The following is a 16,168-nucleotide window of genomic DNA, read 5'->3' as shown; positions in this document are numbered from 1 at the left end:
GCCGGTGCCGGGGTCGGTGCGGGGTGGGTTCAGCCGAGCCGTTCGATGACGGTGGCGATGCCCATGCCGCCGCCGACGCACAGGGTGGCCACGCCGTAGCGCTGCTCGCGGCGTTCGAGTTCGTCGATGAGGGTGCCGAGGATCATGGCACCGGTCGCGCCGAGCGGGTGGCCCATGGCGATGGCGCCGCCGTTGACGTTGACCTTCTCGTGCGGCAGGTCGAATTCCTTCATGAACCGCAGCGGAACCGCGGCGAAGGCCTCGTTGATCTCGACCAGGTCGATCTGGTCGATGGTCAGGTCCGCCTTGGCGAGCGCCTTGCGCACGGCGGGTCCGGGACCGGTGAGCATGATCGTCGGGTCGGCTCCGCTGAGCGCGGTGGAGACGACGCGGGCGCGCGGGCGCAGGCCGGTGCGGTCGCCGAGGCTCTCGCTACCGATGAGGGCGAGCGCGGCGCCGTCGACGATGCCGGACGAGTTGCCGGGGGTGTGCACGTGGTCGATGCGCTCCACCCAGTGGTACTTCTGCAGGGCGACCGCGTCGAATCCGCCCATGTCGCCGATGGCGGCGAACGACGGCTGGAGACCGCCCAGGGAGTCGGCGGTGGTGCCGGGCCGGATGTGCTCGTCGCGGTCCAGCACGGTGCGGCCGTTGCGGTCGACGACGGGCACCACGCTGCGGGCGAAGCGGCCGTCGGCCCAAGCCTTGGCGGCCCGGTTCTGGGATTCGGCGGCGTAGGCGTCGATGGTGGCGCGGTCGAAGCCTTCGAGGGTGGCGATCAGGTCGGCGCCGATGCCCTGGGGCACGAAGGACGTGTCGAAGTTCGTCTCGGGGTCCATCGCCCAGGCACCGCCGTCGGAGCCCATCGGCACTCGCGACATGGATTCGACGCCGCCCGCGAGGACGGCGTCCTCCCAGCCGGAACGGACCTTCTGGGCGGCGACGTTGACGGCTTCGAGCCCGGATGCGCAGAAGCGGTTGAGCTGGACGCCGCTGACGGTGTCGGGCAGGCCGGCGGCGAGCGCGGCGGTCTTGGCGATGTCGCCGCCCTGGTCGCCCATCGGGGAGACGACGCCGAGCACGAGGTCGTCGATCAGCTCGGGGTCGAGGCCCGGGTGGCGCCTGCGGAGTTCGTCGACGAGTCCGACGACGAGGCTGATCGGTTTGGTCCCGTGCAGCGAGCCGGTTTTCTTGCCGCGTCCGCGCGGGGTGCGGATCGCTTCGTAGACGAGCGCCTCGGACATGGGCGACGTGCCTCCTCGTTGCGGCCTGGTTCTCCATCCAGAGTGTGACACCAGCACTGTCACAGTCAATGGCATGCGGGTGCGAGGAAGGGAACCTTTCTGCCACTGGTGACCGGAAGGTTCCCTTCCTCGTACCCGGTCGGCACGGGTGAGGGCGGCGCCGTGACCGGAAGCTTCCCCTGCTCAGGTCATCCAGGACAGCACCGGCGTCGACTGCAACGCCACCAGCACGCACATCAGCAGCAGGAATCCGAGGCTGAACGGCAGGACGCGGCGGAACAGGTCCCCTTCACGCCCGGCCATGCCGACGGCGCCCGCGGCGATCGCCAGGTTCTGCGGGGAGATCATCTTGCCGAGCACACCGCCGGATCCGTTGGCGGCGGCCGCGAGCATCGGTTCGATCCCGGCCTGTTCGGCCGCGGTCACCTGCAGCGCCCCGAACAGCGAGTTCGACGAGGTGTCGGATCCGGTGACGGCGACGCCGAGCCAGCCGAGGATCGGCGAGAGGAACGCGAACAGCCCGCCGGTGGCGGCCATCCAGGTGCCGAGCGTCGCGGTCTGCCCCGAGGTGTTCATGACGTAGGCGATGGCGAGCACCGCCATCACGGTGACGATCGGCAACGCGAGCTGCCGGTAGGTGGCGCCGTAGCGGCCGAGCGCGTCGCGCGCCCGGATCCCGATCACCGGAATGGTGATGAGCCCGGCGATCAGCAGCAACGATCCGGCGCTGGACAGCCAGTTCAGCTTGAACTCGGTGAGCGACAGCGCGTCCCCGCCCGCGTCGCGGACGTCCAGCCCTGGCCAGCCGAACTTGAGTGTGACGGTCTCGAGCAGGTCGGCGACGGGCCCGAGCTGGGCGACGACGAACACCGCGATGATGATCAGGTATGGCGCGTAGGCGCGGAGCACTTCGCCGCGCCCGTCGACACCTCCGGTCGCGGGCGGTTCCGCTCCGCGCGGCGTCCACACCCGCAGCAGCAGCACGGTCGCCCCGGCCGCGAGCAGCGCCGCGATGATGTCGGTCAGCGGCACGGACACGTAGTTCGCGGCGGCGAACTGGGCGACGGCGAAGGTGATGCCGCAGGTGAGGGTGGCCGGGAGGGTTTCGCGCACGCCCCGCACCCCGTCGATGATGCCGACGAGCACCATCGGCACGATCACCGCGAGAACCGGGGTCTGCCTGCCCGTCATGGCGCCGAGCTCGTCCAGCGGCAGTTCGGTGACGCTGGCCAACGTGACCAGCGGCGAGGCGAGCGCTCCGTAGGCGACGGGCGCGGTGTTCGCGACGAGCGCCACGACGGCCGAGGTCATGGGGCTGATCCCGAGCGCCAGCAGCATCACCGTGGTGATCGCGACCGGGGTGCCGAAGCCGGCGAGCGCTTCGAGCAGCGCGCCGAAGCAGAACGCGATGATCACCGCTTGGATCCGCCGGTCCCCGCTGACCCGGGAGAAGCTCCGCTGCAGCACGCCGAAGTGCCCGGTGGTGACGGTCATCTGGTAGATCCAGATCGCGTTGATGACGATCCACAGGATCGGGAAGAAGCCGAACGCCGCGCCGAGCACGGCGGACAGCAGGGCCTGGTCGACCGGCATCGGGTACACGAACACCGCGACCGCGAGCGCGACGGCCAACGCGATGAGCGAGGCCTTCCACGCGGTCATGCGCGCGACACCCAGCAGGGCGAACAGGACCAGCAGCGGCAGGGCGGCCGCGAGGGCGCTCCAGCCGAGCGAACCGAACAGCGGGGCCAGGATCTGTTGGTACACGACCACTCCTTCGTGGCGGAGGCCGACGGGCCGAGACGGCGACGATAACCGCGCACCACTGCCGCTGGTAGCGCCGTCCGGCCCGGGTTCGGGGTGCGCTCAGCGCCTTGACGGGACGTCCGCTGCGGGCTCCGAGCAAGGGAACCTTCCGATCACCGGTGCGATGAAGGGAACCTTCCTGCCACCCCCGCGCTCAACCCCGCAGCAACCCGTCCACCCCCACCCCGCGGATGGCCGCGTCGAGCACCTGCACGGTGTGCGCCATCGGCATGGCTTCCCCGCGCCGGTCGAGGGCGGCGCGGATCTGCATGGAGCACCCGGGGTTGGCGGTGACGAGCAGTTGCGCGCCGGTGTCGTGGACGTGGCCGGCCTTGCGGTCGCCGAGTTCGCGGGCGGCGTCGGGTTGGAGCAGGTTGTAGATCCCGGCGGAGCCGCAGCACAGTTCGCCGCGATCGATTTCGCGGAGTTCGATGCCGGGGATGTCGCGCAGCAGGTCGCGGGGTTGGCGGCGGATGCCTTGGCCGTGGCTGAGGTGGCAGGCGTCGTGGTACGCGACGGTGGCGGGCAGCGGGTGCCGGGTGGCGGCGGGTCCGAGTTCGGTGAGCAGTTCGGTGATGTCGCGGACCTGGGCGGCGAACCGTTCGGCCTTGGCGGCGTAGTGCGGGTCGTCGCGCAGCAGCCGCGGGTAGTCCTTGAGGGTGGAGCCGCAGCCGGCGGAGTTGATGACGACGTGGTCGACGCGGGTCTGCTCGAAGGTGTCGAGGAGGGCGCGGGCGAAGGCGGTGGCTTCGGCTTCGCGGCCGGAGTGTTCGCTGAGCGCGCCGCAGCACCCTTGCGCGGGTGGGATGACGACGTCGCACCCTTCGGCGGCGAGGACGCGGGCGGTGGCGGCGTTGACGTCGGGGAAGAAGGCGCTCTGCACGCAGCCGGTGATCATGCCGACGGTGGCGCGGCGCGGTCCGCGGGCGGGCACGCGGCGGCCGAGCCGGGGCGCCCGGGTGATGGGCGGTGCGAGGGATTCCATGGTGCGCAGGTGAGGCGGCAGCGCGTCGGTGATCCCGGTGCGGCGCAGCAGTGCTCCGATGCGGAGCCGTTGGTAGAGGGCGAGGGGTCCGCGGAGCGCGCGGAGCCTGCGCGGGTGCGGGAAGAGGGTGAAGATCGCGGTGCGCAGCAGCTTCTCCCAGCGCCCGCGGGTGTGGTTGCGTTCGATCTGGGCGCGGGTCTCGTTGATGAGGGTGCCGTACTGCACTCCGGAGGGGCAGGCGCTGACGCAGGCCATGCAGCCGAGGCAGGCGTCCATGTGGCCGACCATGGTGTCGGTCATGGGTTCGCCTTCGAGGCCTTCCTTCATGAGGTAGATGCGGCCGCGCGGCGAGTCCATCTCTTCGCCCCACAGGTCGTAGGTGGGGCAGCTGGGCAGGCAGAACCCGCAGTGGACGCAGTCGTCGACGAGTTCGCGTTGCGGCGGGTGCAGCACGTCGAACGCTCCGCCGCGGAGCACGTCGTCGGGTTCGGTGTCGGTCATCGGATTCCTCCCGCGTGGCGGCCGGGGGCGAGTCGGTGTCCGGGGTCGAAGCGGTCCTTGAGCTGCCGGTCGAGCGCGATCAGCGCGGCGGGTCGCGGCCCCCACGGGTCGAGGGCGGCGCGGACGGCGGGGGTGCCGCGTTCGAGCGCGGTGTAGCCGGGCAGTGCGCGCAGCGCGGTGACGAGTTCGGTGGTGGCGGCGGGGTCGGCGACGCCGGGGAGTCCGGCGTGCAGGACGCCGAGTCCGGCGGCGCCGCGCAGCGCGAGCGGCAGTGCGGTGCGGGTGGCGGCTCGGTCGGCGGCGCGGAGCAGGTCGGCCAGCGCGGCCGGTTCGGTGCCGATGCGCAGGCCGGTGCCGTCGGCGGGGAAGGGGTGCGCGCCCCACCAGCCGGGCGGGTGCTCGTGGACTTCGCCGCCGACGGTGCGGGCGAGCAAATCGGCGCGGGCGTGGGTGGCGTCGGGGCGGCCTTCGAGCTGCGCGGTGATGGTGATGGGTCCGCCGGGTTCGGGCCGGTCGAGTTCGATGGCGGTGGGCATGGCCTGGCTGTGCCGGTGGGCGTCGACGATGCCTGCGGCGTCGCCGGGGTCGTGGGTGGTGCTGCTGATCCAGCGGTGTTCGGCGGCGAGGGGGTGCAGCCGGAACACGGCTTCGGTGATGACGCCGAGGGTGCCGAGGGATCCGGTGTAGAGCTTGCCGAGGTCGTATCCGGCGACGTTCTTGACGACGTTGCCGCCGGAGGTGGTGGTGGTCCCGTCGGCGAGGACGACGGTGATGCCGATGAGCAGGTCGCGGATTCCGCCGAAGTAGTGCCGGGCGGGTCCGGAGGTGCCGGTGGCGACGACGCCGCCGACGGTGGCGGTGGGCTGCGGCGGATCGATGGGCAGCCGTTGACCTGCTGCGGCGGCGGTGTCGTGCAGCGCGCGCAGCGGGGTTCCGGCGCGGGCGCTGATGACGAGGTCGCCCGCGGCGTGTTCGAGGATGCCTGCGCAGGGCGCGAGGTCGAGCAGCAGGTCGGCGGAGGTGGGCGCCGGTCCCCAGTCGAGTCTGCTGCCGGAGCCGCGGGGCACGACGGTGAGGTCGTGTTCGGCGGCGGCGCGCAGCGCGTCGGCGACGTCGGCGGTGTCGGCGGCGGTGACGACCCAGCGGGGCCGGATGCCGGCGATCTCGTCGTGTTCGGTGGCGTCGCGGAGGCGGTCGCCGAGCCGGTCGTGGAGGGCGGCGCGGGTGGTGGTCATCAGAACTGGTCCGCCAATCCTGCTTCGGTCAGCGGGTGCACGCCGCGGCGGGGGCCGGGGACTTCGCCGCACAGCCGCGGCGTGGGGAACACCTTGCCGGGGTTGCAGATCCCGGCGGGGTCGAACGCGCACCGCAGGAGTTGCATGGTGTCGAGGTCGTCGTCGGTGAACATGCGGCCCATGTACTTGACCTTGTCGGCGCCGACGCCGTGCTCCCCGGTGATGGAGCCGCCGTGTTCGATGCAGAGGTCGAGGATGGCGCCGGAGACGGCTTCGGCGCGTTCGGCGGCGCCGTCCTCGGCGTCGTCGAACAGCACGAGCGGGTGCAGGTTCCCGTCTCCGGCGTGGAAGACGTTGGCGACGCGAACGCCGGAGTCGGCGGAGAGGCGGGCGATGCGGCCGAGCACTTCGGGCAGCGCGGTCCGCGGGATCACCCCGTCCTGGACGATGTAGTCGGGGCTGATGCGGCCGACGGCGGCGAACGCGGATTTGCGGCCTTTCCAGATGGTGGCGCGTTCCTGGTCGTCGGCGGCGACGCGGATCTCGAAGGCCCCGTGCCGGTCGCAGTGCCGCTTCACCTCGGCGAAGGTGTGCTCGACTTCGGCGGTGGGCCCGTCGAGTTCGACGACGAGGACGGCGCCCGCTCCGTCGGGGTATCCGCAGTGGACGGCTTGTTCGGCGGCTTCGATGGCGAGCGCGTCCATCATCTCGATGGCGGCGGGGGTGACTCCGGCGCTGATGATGGCGGAGACGGCGGCGCCCGCGTCGTCGGTGGTGCGGAAGCCGGCGAGCAGGGTCTGCACGGCTTCGGGTGCGCGCAGCAGCCGCACGGTGATCCGGGTGACGACGCCGAGGGTCCCTTCGCTGCCGATGAACGCGCCGAGCAGGTCGTAGCCGGGTGCTTCGCGGGCGGTGCCGCCGAGTTCGACGAGTTCTCCGTTCGGCAGCACGACCTGCAGCCCGAGCACGTGGTGGGTGGTGAACCCGTACTTGAGGCAGTGTGCGCCGCCGGAGTTCTCGGCGACGTTGCCGCCGACGGAGCAGACCTGCTGGCTGGAGGGGTCGGGCGCGAAGTAGTAGCCGTGCGGGGCGGCGGCGCGGGTGACGTCGAGGTTGATGACGCCGGGTTCGACGACGGCGCGTTCGTTGGCGATGTCGACGTCGAGGATGCGGCGCATCTTGGCGGTGACGATGAGGACGCCGTCGGAGTGCGGGAGCGCCCCGCCGGACAGGCCGGTGCCGGAGCCGCGCGCGACGAACGGCACGTCCTGCTCGGCGCAGGCGGTGACGACGTGCTGGACCTGTTCGGTGGTTTCCGGGAGGACGACGACGGCGGGCACGACGCGGTGGCTGGCGAGCCCGTCGCATTCGTAGGTGCGCAGCCGTTGCGGATCGGTGATCACCGCGCGTTCGGGCAGCGCGGTGCGCAGGTGCCGCACGAGCCGGTCGAGGTCGGGGGCGGTCGCGGCGCTGGTGGTGGACATGGGCACGCCTCCTCACCACTGAGGATTTCGCTATGCGGAAGCAACATTCCGTCCGTCGGGAACTCTAGGCGGATCGCCGCATAGATACAAGAGGCCGACGAGGCATCGCCGCACCCCCATTGTGCTCCTCGTCACCACCTCCGAGGTTCGGCGCGGAGCGGAAACCGCGGAACGTCCGCGGCCCGCCACCGGCACTGGCTACGCTCTCTGAAAACGTTCGGAAGTCGGGGAGACTTTTCATGTCCAGCGCCCAGCAGCGCGTCCGGGAGATGCTGTCCCGTTTCGAGGAGCAGGCGGCGGCCGCGGCACAGCTCAAGGACAAGATGAGCGAGATCCGCGGCGAGGCGCGCAGCCAGGACGGTGCGGTCACCGTGACCGTCGCCCCGTCCGGCGCGGTGCTCGACCTGCGGCTGAGCCCGGAGGCGATGCGCCGCTCGCACACCGAGCTGCAGCAGACGATCGTGCAGACCATCCGGCAGGCCACCCAGCGGGCCGCGGAGACGATGAACGCCACCGTGGAACCGGTGCTGGGCGATCGGGCCGAGCAGTTCCGCGAGGCCTACCAGGCGCACGGGGCGCAGCCGCCCGCGGACGTCGACGCGGCGGCGGAACCCGCGCCGAGCCCGGCACCGCCCGCGGCCGACCGGCCCGCCCAGCCGCCGCGGTCCCGCCCGAACCGGCCCCTCCGCGACGACGACCCCGGTGACGAGGACTTCTCCCGCGACTCCTTCCTCCGCTGAACCGACGAACGCAGAACCCGCGAACGCAGAACCGGTCGACGCAGAACCGGTCGACGCAGGACGGGCGAACGCGATCGGCGCTGCATCGACGGACCGACACCGGCGACCACGAGCCCGGATCGACCGTTCCCGGCGGCCGCCCGGACGCGACCGGTCACCGGCGCGCCGCGCTCATCCCCGCGCGATCAGCAGCGGCACGTGCTGTTCGGCCGCGGTGAGCGAGCCGTGGTGGCCGCGCAACGCGGATTCGCCGGGTTCGGCCGCGGACCGCACGACCGCGCCGTCGCGCAGCACGGCGATGACCTCGCCGATGCGCGAGCGCACCTCGTCGGTGACGACGGGGCCGAACCACCCGTCGTCGACGGCCTGCTCGCGGGTCACGACGGCGCCGCGCTCCCCCAGCACGTCCCGCCAGGCGTGCAGCACGTCGTCGCGCGCCCCCGGCAGCGGGTAGAGGTGGCGGGCGCGGGGTTCGCCGCCGATGAGCCGCAGCCCGGCGCGCAGCGCGGGTTCGGAGTCGGCGTCGACGGCGTCGGCCGGGTCGACGGCGACCATGCCGTGGTCGGCGACGACGAGCAGCACCGATTCCGCGGGCAGCCGTTGCAGCAGCGAGTCGACGAGCCGGTCGACCTGGGCGAGCTGGATCCGCCACGGCAACGAACCGGGCCCGTGCACGTGGCCGACGAGGTCGAGGTGGCCGTGGTAGCCGTAGCACAGCGCGGGCCCGGGCTCGGCGAGCGCGGCGAGCAGTTCCGCACCGAGGTCGCCGAGCGCGTGCACGCCGCGGAACTCGCCGCCGCGCAGCGCGGCCCTGGTCAGCCCGGTCCCGCCGAACTCGGCGGGCGCGACGGAGCGGACGGCCACCCCGGCTTCGGCGGCGCGTTCCAGCGCGGTCGGGGTGGGCTGGGCGGTTTCCGGCGGCCACTCGTCGAGCAGCCCGCGCCGCCGCCCGTCGGCGCCGCGGCTCACCCACGCCAGCGGGTGCAGCAGACCGCCGGAGGGTTCGGCGAAGGTGTAGCCGACGATCCCGTGCTCACCGGCGCGCCGCCCGGTGCCGAGCGAGGTGATGCTGGTGGCGGTGGTCGTGGGGAATCCGGCGACGAGCGGTTCACCGGTGGCCAGCGAGTTCAGCGCCGGCGCGTCGGCGGCGTGCTCGCGCAGCAGCGACCAGCCGAGCCCGTCGACGAGCAGCACGGCCGCCGAACGGCACCGCGGGATCCCGAGCACGTCGGTGAACCCGGCGGTGCCGAGGGCGGCCAGCGCGGAGGGCAGCACGTCGGACAGCGCCCGGTCCGCCGCGGGGGTGACCATCCAGTCCATGCCGCACCTCTTCCGACTCAGATCCCCAGCGAGCGCCCCACGATCTCCTTCATGATCTCGGTCGTGCCGCCGTAAATGGTCTGCACGCGCGAGTCGAGGAACGCCTTCGCGACGGGGTATTCCAGCATGTAGCCGTAGCCGCCGTGCAGCTGCAAGCAGCGGTCCACGACGCGCTTGTTCATCTCGGTGAGCCACCACTTGGCCATGGCGGCGTGTTCCACGCTCAGTTCACCGCGGACGTGGTCGGCGACGCAACGGTCGGCGAACACGCGGCCGATCTGCACCTCGGTGGCCATCTCAGCCAGTTCGAAACGGGTGTTCTGGAACTTGCCGATGGGGCGGCCGAAGGCGGTGCGGTCCCGGCAGTACTGCTTGGTGATCTCCAGGATCTTCTCGGCGCTGGCGGCGGCGGCGACGGCGATGGACAGCCGTTCCTGCGGCAGGTTCTGCATCAGGTAGATGAAGCCCTGGCCCTCTTCGCCGAGCAGGTTCGCCGCGGGCACCCGCACGTCGTTGAAGTACAGCTCGGCGGTGTCCTGGGACTTCTGCCCGATCTTCTCCAGGTTGCGGCCGCGTTCGAAACCGTCCATGCCGCGCTCGACGACGAGCAGGCTGATGCCCTGCGCGCCCGCGTCCGGGTCGGTGCGGGCGGCGACGATCACCAGATCGGCGTTGATGCCGTTGGAGATGAACGTCTTCTGCCCGTTGAGCACGTAGTGGTCGCCGTCGCGGACCGCGGTGGTGCGCATGCCCTGCAGGTCGCTGCCCGCGCCGGGTTCGGTCATGGCGATGGCGCTGATGATCTCGCCGGTGCAGAAGCCGGGCAGCCAGCGCCGCTTCTGCTCCTCGGTGGCCAGCCGGGTCAGGTAGGGGATGTTGATGTCGCTGTGCACGGGCACGCCGAAGCCGTTGATACCGGCGTTGACGAGCTCTTCGTCGAACACCACGTTGAACCGGAAGTCGTCGACTCCCCCGCCGCCGTAGGTCTCGTCGACGGCGATGCCGAGCAGGCCCTGCTCGCCGGCGGCCAGCCACGCGTCGCGGCTGACGACGCCCGCGGCCTCCCACTCCTCCTGGTGCGGGAGGAGTTCTTTGGCGATGAACGCCTTGGCGGTCTCGCGGAACGCCTCGTGCTCGGCTTCGAACAGTTCCCTGCGCATGCGGGTCACGCTTCCTCTCGGGCCTGGTGGATCGCGCCGGACGCCAGCAGGTCCGCCGCGGTGGGCACCTGCCAGTCGGCCAGCACCGCGGTGTCCGGGGCGAGGACCGGGCGCGGCGGTGAACTCGGGGTGCGGGAGAACCGCGGCGCGGGCGCGGGCTGCAGCACGCCACCGGGGCTGGGCAGGGTGCCGCGGGCCTGCAGGTGCGGGTGCTGCCGGGCTTCGCTCATGGACAGCACGGGGGCGACGCAGGCGTCGGAACCGTCGAAGACCTCGGTCCACTCGGCGCGGGTGCGGCTCGCGAAGGTCGCGGCGAACCGCTCGCGCAGCGCGGGCCAGTTCGCCGGGTCGTCGCGGTCCGGGAGGTCGTCGAGGCCGAGGCGGTCGACCAGCTCGGCGTAGAACTTGGGTTCCAGCGCGCCGACCGCCACGTGCTCGCCGTCGGAGGTCTCGTACACGTCGTAGTAGGGCGCGCCGGTGTCGAGCAGGTTCGTGCCGCGCCGCTCCTGCCACGCGCCGGCGGCGGCGAACCCGAACAGCATCGAACCCAGGTGCGCGGCACCGTCCACGATGGACGCGTCGACGACCTGGCCCTGCCCGGTGCTGCGCGCGTTCAGCACCGCGGACAGCACGCCCACCGCCAGGTACAGGGCGCCGCCGCCGAAATCGCCCAGCAGGTTCGCCGGGACCTGCGGCGGGCCACCGCTGCGGCCGATGGCGTGCAGCATGCCGCTCAACGCGATGTAGCCGATGTCGTGGCCCGCGGTCTGCGCCAGCGGACCGTCCTGGCCCCAGCCGGTCATCCGGCCGAACACCAGCTTCGGGTTCCGCTCCCAGCACTGCTCGGGGCCGACGCCGAGGCGTTCGGCGACCCCAGGCCGGAAGCCCTCGATGAGCACGTCGGCGCGTTCGGCCAGCGCCAGGACCGTCTCCGGGCCCTGCTCGTGCTTGAGGTCCACCGAGATCGCGCGCTTGCCCCGGTCCAGCAGGTCGTGCTCGCCGGGAGCCCCGCCGGGGCGGCCGACGCGGACCACGTCCGCGCCCAGGTCCGCCAGCAGCATCCCGCAGAACGGAGCGGGTCCGAGGCCCGCCAGCTCCACCACCCGCAGGCCCGCGAGGGGGCCGTCACCTCTTGCCGTCACGCCTGCACCTCTCCGCCAGCGGCCGCACGCCGCGCACGACACCGTGTCGCGACGCAATCAGTGTTACATCGTTGGTGTCACAGCGGTCAAGGAGTAAGCTCCCCGACCATGCTCCGAACCGCGGACGAAGAGCTGACCATCGACGAGTTGGCCGCGCGCGCCGGCGTCACCGTGCGGACCGTTCGCTTCTACGCGTCCCGCGGTCTGCTGCCCCCGCCCCGGCTCCGCGGGCGGCTGGGCCTCTACGGCGGCGACCACCTGGCGCGGCTCGACCTCATCCGGGAACTGCAAGCGCTCGGGTTCACCCTCTCCGCCATCGAACGGCACCTGGAGCGGATCCCCGACGACGCCACGGCCGAAGACCTCGGGCTGCACCGCGCACTGCTCGCGCCGTGGACCAGCGACCAGAGCGAAGACCTCACCCGGCACGAGCTCAGCCAGCGCGCCGGGCGGCAGCTCGATGACGAGCTCGTCGGCAAGCTCGTCTCGCTCGGCATCCTCCAAGCCCTCGACGACGACCTCAGCCGGGTGCGGCTGTCCAACTCCGCCATGCTCGGCGTCGGGCTGCAGATCCTCGACCTCGACCTGCCGCAGGGCATGCTCCTCGAAGCCAAGGACATCGTCGAGCAGCACACCTCGCAGATCGCCGTCGAGCTGCGCGAACTGTTCGCCGCGAACGTGCTGCGGCCCTACCTCGAACGCGGACGGCCCGAAGAAGAGCGGGAACGGGTGCACGTCGCCACCCAGCAGCTGCGGCCGCTGACCATCCACGTGCTCGTCAACGGGTTCCAGAACGCGATCAACGACGTCATCCGCGACCACGTCTGATCGGAGGAAGGGAACCTTCCTGCCACCGACGCGAGCAAGGGAACCTTCCGATCACCGGTGCGATGAAGGGAACCTTCCGATCACCGGTGCGGTGAAGGGAACCTTCCTGCCACCCGGCCCGCCGCCGGTGCGCCGAGCGCTCGGCGGTCACCGGTAGCGATCCGGACAGCGGCCCGTTCGAGCGAGCCGGCTCCTCGGACGGCCGAACCCGGGGGCGCGCCAGGCACGAGCCCCGAACACGCGGTGCAGCCGGGCCCCCGCACCCCGCTCCCGACGGCACCCGTCCGCCTACTGGCCAAACGGGCCTCCGGTGCGGTTTCATCGGCGAGGTCACCACGAACCTCGCGTCACGCACGTGGCCGCCTCGTGAGTGGAGGAGCCACATGAGCACATCACCGGCACCGACGCTGACCGCGACCATCCCGCACCTGTTCGAGCGCAACGCGACCGAGCACCGGGACCACCCGGCGCTGACCGCGGACGGCCGGACCTGGAGCTGGGGCGAGGCGGCGGAGGCGGTGCAGGACCTCGCCGCGGGCTTCGCCGACCTCGGGTTGCAGCGCGGCCAGACGGTGGTGCTGATGATGTCGAACGGCGCGGAGCAGTGGCTGGCCGACGTCGCCGCCACGCACCTCGGGGCGGTGCCGATCGCCGTGCACCCCGCGTCGAGCTCCGGCGAGATCCGCGACGTCACGCGGCACAGCCGGGCGCACATCGCCGTGCTCGGCAACGTCCACCACGTGCGCCGCTGGTCGGCGGCGCTGCGCGAACCGGACGCGCTCGGCCACGTCATCGTCGTCGACGAGGCCGCGGTCCCCGCGGAGGACACCCGCTTCCGCACCTGGGCGACGCTGCGCGAACGCGGCGGCGGGCTGCTGCGGCAGGACCCGGAGCTGGTTCGGCGGCGCACCGCGGACGTGGTGCCGGACGATCCGGTGACCGTGCTCTACTCCCCCGACGCGATCGGGATGCAGCGGGCCGTGGTGCTGACCCACCGCAACGTGCTCGCCGCAGCCTCCGCCCGGCAGCTGGTCACGGGCGCGCCGCCGCACGCCGGGACCTTGTGCTACCTGCCGATGGCGCACATGTCGGAGCGCGCGGGCAACGTCTACAGCGCCATCCACGACGTCGCGCACGTGCACTTCTGCAACGGCATCGCCGAGGCCGTGCGGGTGCTGCCGCAGGTTCGTCCGCACACGTTCTTCGGGGTGCCGCGGATGTGGGAACGGCTCGCCGCCCTCGCCCGCGCCCAGCCCACCGCGCACACCGCGGCCGAGAAGCACGAGGTGCTCAGCGGGCTCGGCCTCGACGGCACCGTGTGGGGCGCGAGCGGGGGGGCGCCGCTGCGCCGCGACCTGCTGGAGCTGTTCTCCGGGCTCGGCTTCGACATCTTCGAGACGTGGGGGTCGACCGAGTCCAGCGGCTGGGCCACCACCAACCGGCCGGGCGCGGTGCGCTTCGGCACCGTCGGCACCCCGCTGCCCGGCGTCGAGGTCCGCATCGAAAAGGACGGTGAAGTGCTGGTGCGCGGCCCCGTGGTCTGCGCGGGGCACCTGCAGGAGGACGGCCTGGTCCGGGCGGCGGCGGGCGCCGACGGCTGGTTGCGCACCGGGGACGTCGGGCACGTCGACGACGGCTACCTCACCATCACCGACCGCAAGAGCGAGTTGATCATCAACTCGCACGGGGAGACCGTCGCCCCCAGCGTCGTGGAGAACGCGCTGCGCGCGCATCCGCTGATCGGGCACGCGCTCGCCTTCGGCGACGGCAGGCCGCACGTCGTCGCGCTGGTCGTGCTCGACGAGGACACCGCGCCTGCGTGGGCCTCCGCGCACGGCATCGGCACCACCGATCTCGCCGAGCTCGCCCGCGACGCGCAGGTGCTGGCCGAAGTGGACCGCGCGGTGGACGCGGCCAACGCCGCGCTGGGCAGCTCCGGCCAGGTGCGCGCGCACCGCGTGCTGGACCGGCCGTGGGGTGCGGCGGGTGGCGAGCTCAGTCCCGCGTTGAAGTTGCGGCGGCGCGTCATCCACACCAAGTACGCCGAGGTGCTGGACGAGCTGTACGGCTGACGGGCCGGCCGCGAGCAGGGGAACCTTCCGGTCACGAGTGCGATGAAGGGAACCTTCCTGTCACCGGAGTTCGAACGAACGGACGCCTCCGCACCTAGCCTCATCCTCTCCACTTTGGAGTGATCCACTCCAGCCGCGGCGCTCGATCCAGATGAGCCGAGGGTGACCACCTCCCCGTCCGTGAACCCCACGATCTGGTGATCTTCGGTCGCAGGTGCGGAAATCGCGGGGCCGCTGCCGATAGATCTGTGCGGAGTCTTCCCCACTACCTCTTGGAGGCGCACCGACATGGCTGCCACCCGCTTCATCCGCGGTCTTCTGCTCGCGGCGACGGCCGTCCTCGTGCTCACCCCGGCGACGGCGGGCGCGGCTGCGACGCAGAGCGACCTGACCTTGACGATCGCGGCGAAGGACCGGGCGGAGTTGCCGCGCACGGTGTCGCTGCGCTGCGAGCCGGTGGGCGGTTCGCACCCGAACGCGGCGGCGGCCTGCGACAGCCTGACCACGGCGGGCGGCGACTTCGAGCAGCTCGGCCAGGCGCACACCGGCCAGTGCACGATGGAGCTGAAGCCGGTGGTCGGCACGGCGCACGGCACCTGGCAGGGCCGCCCGGTCCACTTCGAGAAGGAGTTCGGCAACCAGTGCGTGGCGGCGTCCGCCGCGGGGGCCGTGTTCGACTTCTGAGTTCTCCCGTCCGCAGGGCACCGGATCCGGCCGAGCGCCGCGCCGGTGCCCCGCGGCATCGCCCCCTCGACGGATCCGCGCTGCTCCGGTCGCACTACGGTGGCGGTATGGCTGCCGAGAACGAAGAGCCCGCGTGTAGGCGCTGGCCGCACCGGATCTACGGGGTGGGCGAGGAACCGGATCCCCGGTTCACGCTGGCGAACGAGCGCACGTTCTTGGCGTGGATCCGCACCGCCTTGGCGTTGATGGCGGCGGGTGTCGGCGTGGAGGCGTTGAACGCGGCGATGTCGCCCGGCCCGGATCCGCTGCGGACCTCGCTGGCGGTACTGCTGCTGCTCGCGGGCGTGGTGTGCAGCGTGGCGGCGTTCGGCCGGTGGATGACGATGGAGCGGGCGCTGCGCACGAAGGCCCCGCTGCCGCCACCGAAGCTGGCGCCGGTCCTCGGGTTCGGGCTCGGCGTGGTCGGCGTGGCGGCGACGGTGCTGCTGCTGGTCAACGGGTTCTGAGCGTGCTGGGGCAGGGCCCGTGGGATCCGGGCTTGCAGGTCGAGCGCACGACCTTGGCCTGGCTGCGGACCGGGTTGACGTTCGTGGTGGGCCTGATGGTGCTGCTGCGGTTGCTGGCGCACCGCAGCGCGGTCGCGGCCGCGGTGTGCGCCGCGGTGGCGCTGCCGCTGGCGGCGGTGATCGCGGTCGCGTCGTGGCGCAGGCACCGGCAGGCGGAGCGGAACCTGCGCGCGGAGGAACCGCTGCCGGACGGCGTGCTGCAGGCGGCGTTCACCGCGCTCGCGCTGCTGGCCGGCGCGATCGGCGCGGTGTACGTGCTGCTGATGTGACGGCGCCCGGCCCCCCCCCCCGCGGGGGGGGCGCCCCCCCGGCCCCCCCCCGCCCCGGCGCCCCCCCCCCCCCGGACAACCCCCCCAGGGTCACACCCCCCCCCACCCCGCAGCCCCCGCCACCCACGGGGG

14 protein-coding genes are annotated in these 16,168 nt (G+C 72.4%); 6 read left to right on the top strand and 8 right to left on the bottom strand.

Annotation, left to right across the window (positions count from 1 at the left end):
• Window positions 1–29: 29 nt before the first annotated feature.
• The 5 genes from LCD31_RS12920 to LCD31_RS12900 form a co-directional block, all read right to left on the bottom strand.
• Window positions 30–1,244, bottom strand: a complete 1,215-nt coding sequence (locus LCD31_RS12920) for an acetyl-CoA C-acetyltransferase (protein WP_224958310.1) — start codon at window positions 1,242–1,244, stop codon at window positions 30–32.
• A gap of 183 nt (window positions 1,245–1,427) precedes the next feature.
• Window positions 1,428–3,011 (bottom strand): L-lactate permease, encoded by a 1,584-nt coding sequence (locus LCD31_RS12915; protein WP_224958309.1) that lies wholly within the window; start codon window positions 3,009–3,011, stop codon window positions 1,428–1,430.
• 193 nt (window positions 3,012–3,204) lie between these two features.
• Entirely contained in the window at window positions 3,205–4,536 is a 1,332-nt protein-coding gene (locus LCD31_RS12910; protein ID WP_224958308.1) for a (Fe-S)-binding protein, read from the bottom strand.
• On the bottom strand, window positions 4,533–5,771 hold the full coding sequence (locus LCD31_RS12905) for an FAD-binding oxidoreductase (protein ID WP_224958306.1): 1,239 nt from the start codon (window positions 5,769–5,771) through the stop codon (window positions 4,533–4,535). The genes LCD31_RS12910 and LCD31_RS12905 overlap by 4 nt, the downstream gene beginning before the upstream one ends.
• Complete coding sequence (locus LCD31_RS12900) at window positions 5,771–7,255, bottom strand: FAD-linked oxidase C-terminal domain-containing protein (RefSeq protein WP_224958304.1); 1,485 nt, start codon at window positions 7,253–7,255, stop codon at window positions 5,771–5,773. Before LCD31_RS12900 ends, LCD31_RS12905 begins: the two co-directional genes overlap by 1 nt.
• A 239-nt stretch (window positions 7,256–7,494) precedes the next feature.
• Between LCD31_RS12900 and LCD31_RS12895 the strand changes: the two genes are divergently transcribed.
• Window positions 7,495–7,995 (top strand): YbaB/EbfC family nucleoid-associated protein, encoded by a 501-nt coding sequence (locus LCD31_RS12895; RefSeq protein WP_224958302.1) that lies wholly within the window; start codon window positions 7,495–7,497, stop codon window positions 7,993–7,995.
• Between the two features lie 171 nt (window positions 7,996–8,166).
• Here the strand turns inward: LCD31_RS12895 and LCD31_RS12890 are convergent, their stop codons facing one another.
• From LCD31_RS12890 to LCD31_RS12880, 3 genes are read right to left on the bottom strand one after another with little or no spacing between them, the layout of a single operon-like run.
• Window positions 8,167–9,315, bottom strand: a complete 1,149-nt coding sequence (locus LCD31_RS12890) for an alkaline phosphatase family protein (protein ID WP_224958301.1) — start codon at window positions 9,313–9,315, stop codon at window positions 8,167–8,169.
• A gap of 17 nt (window positions 9,316–9,332) precedes the next feature.
• The gene (locus LCD31_RS12885) at window positions 9,333–10,475 is read right to left on the bottom strand and encodes an acyl-CoA dehydrogenase family protein (protein ID WP_224958300.1); all 1,143 of its coding nucleotides are present in this window, start codon (window positions 10,473–10,475) and stop codon (window positions 9,333–9,335) included.
• 5 nt (window positions 10,476–10,480) lie between these two features.
• On the bottom strand, window positions 10,481–11,617 hold the full coding sequence (locus tag LCD31_RS12880) for a CaiB/BaiF CoA-transferase family protein (RefSeq protein WP_224958299.1): 1,137 nt from the start codon (window positions 11,615–11,617) through the stop codon (window positions 10,481–10,483).
• Between the two features lie 108 nt (window positions 11,618–11,725).
• Between LCD31_RS12880 and LCD31_RS12875 the strand changes: the two genes are divergently transcribed.
• The 5 genes from LCD31_RS12875 (at window position 11,726) to LCD31_RS12855 (ending at window position 16,036) form a co-directional block, all read left to right on the top strand.
• Window positions 11,726–12,445, top strand: a complete 720-nt coding sequence (locus tag LCD31_RS12875) for a MerR family transcriptional regulator (protein WP_224958298.1) — start codon at window positions 11,726–11,728, stop codon at window positions 12,443–12,445.
• A 383-nt stretch (window positions 12,446–12,828) separates the two neighbouring features.
• Window positions 12,829–14,517, top strand: coding sequence for a long-chain fatty acid--CoA ligase (locus tag LCD31_RS12870; protein ID WP_224958297.1), 1,689 nt, complete (start codon window positions 12,829–12,831; stop codon window positions 14,515–14,517).
• Window positions 14,518–14,805: 288 nt separating this feature from the next.
• Window positions 14,806–15,201: an SSI family serine proteinase inhibitor gene (locus LCD31_RS12865; RefSeq protein ID WP_224958296.1), complete on the top strand. Its 396-nt coding sequence runs from the start codon at window positions 14,806–14,808 to the stop codon at window positions 15,199–15,201.
• A 107-nt stretch (window positions 15,202–15,308) separates the two neighbouring features.
• Window positions 15,309–15,707, top strand: coding sequence for a YidH family protein (locus LCD31_RS12860; protein WP_224958295.1), 399 nt, complete (start codon window positions 15,309–15,311; stop codon window positions 15,705–15,707).
• A gap of 32 nt (window positions 15,708–15,739) precedes the next feature.
• A complete protein-coding gene (locus LCD31_RS12855) occupies window positions 15,740–16,036 on the top strand; it encodes a DUF202 domain-containing protein (protein WP_255614048.1) in 297 nt (98 codons plus the stop codon).
• Window positions 16,037–16,168 lie beyond the last annotated feature (132 nt).

Source organism: Saccharopolyspora sp. 6M, from assembly GCF_020176775.1.
In the GTDB taxonomy this organism is placed as follows: Bacteria; Actinomycetota; Actinomycetes; order Mycobacteriales; family Pseudonocardiaceae; genus Saccharopolyspora_C; species Saccharopolyspora_C gregorii.
This window is presented reverse-complemented; position numbering and strand designations above follow the sequence as displayed.

Bases quoted from the DNA above. Each gene is read 5' to 3' on its own strand.
- LCD31_RS12920 (WP_224958310.1), bottom strand. From the start codon at position 1,244: ATGTCCGAGGCGCTCGTCTACGAAGCGATCCGCACCCCGCGCGGACGC.
- LCD31_RS12910 (WP_224958308.1), bottom strand. From the start codon at position 4,536: ATGACCGACACCGAACCCGACGACGTGCTCCGCGGCGGAGCGTTCGAC.
- LCD31_RS12905 (WP_224958306.1), bottom strand. From the start codon at position 5,771: ATGACCACCACCCGCGCCGCCCTCCACGACCGGCTCGGCGACCGCCTC.
- LCD31_RS12900 (WP_224958304.1), bottom strand. From the start codon at position 7,255: ATGTCCACCACCAGCGCCGCGACCGCCCCCGACCTCGACCGGCTCGTG.
- LCD31_RS12895 (WP_224958302.1), top strand. From the start codon at position 7,495: ATGTCCAGCGCCCAGCAGCGCGTCCGGGAGATGCTGTCCCGTTTCGAG.
- LCD31_RS12890 (WP_224958301.1), bottom strand. From the start codon at position 9,315: ATGGACTGGATGGTCACCCCCGCGGCGGACCGGGCGCTGTCCGACGTG.
- LCD31_RS12885 (WP_224958300.1), bottom strand. From the start codon at position 10,475: ATGCGCAGGGAACTGTTCGAAGCCGAGCACGAGGCGTTCCGCGAGACC.
- LCD31_RS12875 (WP_224958298.1), top strand. From the start codon at position 11,726: ATGCTCCGAACCGCGGACGAAGAGCTGACCATCGACGAGTTGGCCGCG.
- LCD31_RS12870 (WP_224958297.1), top strand. From the start codon at position 12,829: ATGAGCACATCACCGGCACCGACGCTGACCGCGACCATCCCGCACCTG.
- LCD31_RS12865 (WP_224958296.1), top strand. From the start codon at position 14,806: ATGGCTGCCACCCGCTTCATCCGCGGTCTTCTGCTCGCGGCGACGGCC.
- LCD31_RS12860 (WP_224958295.1), top strand. From the start codon at position 15,309: ATGGCTGCCGAGAACGAAGAGCCCGCGTGTAGGCGCTGGCCGCACCGG.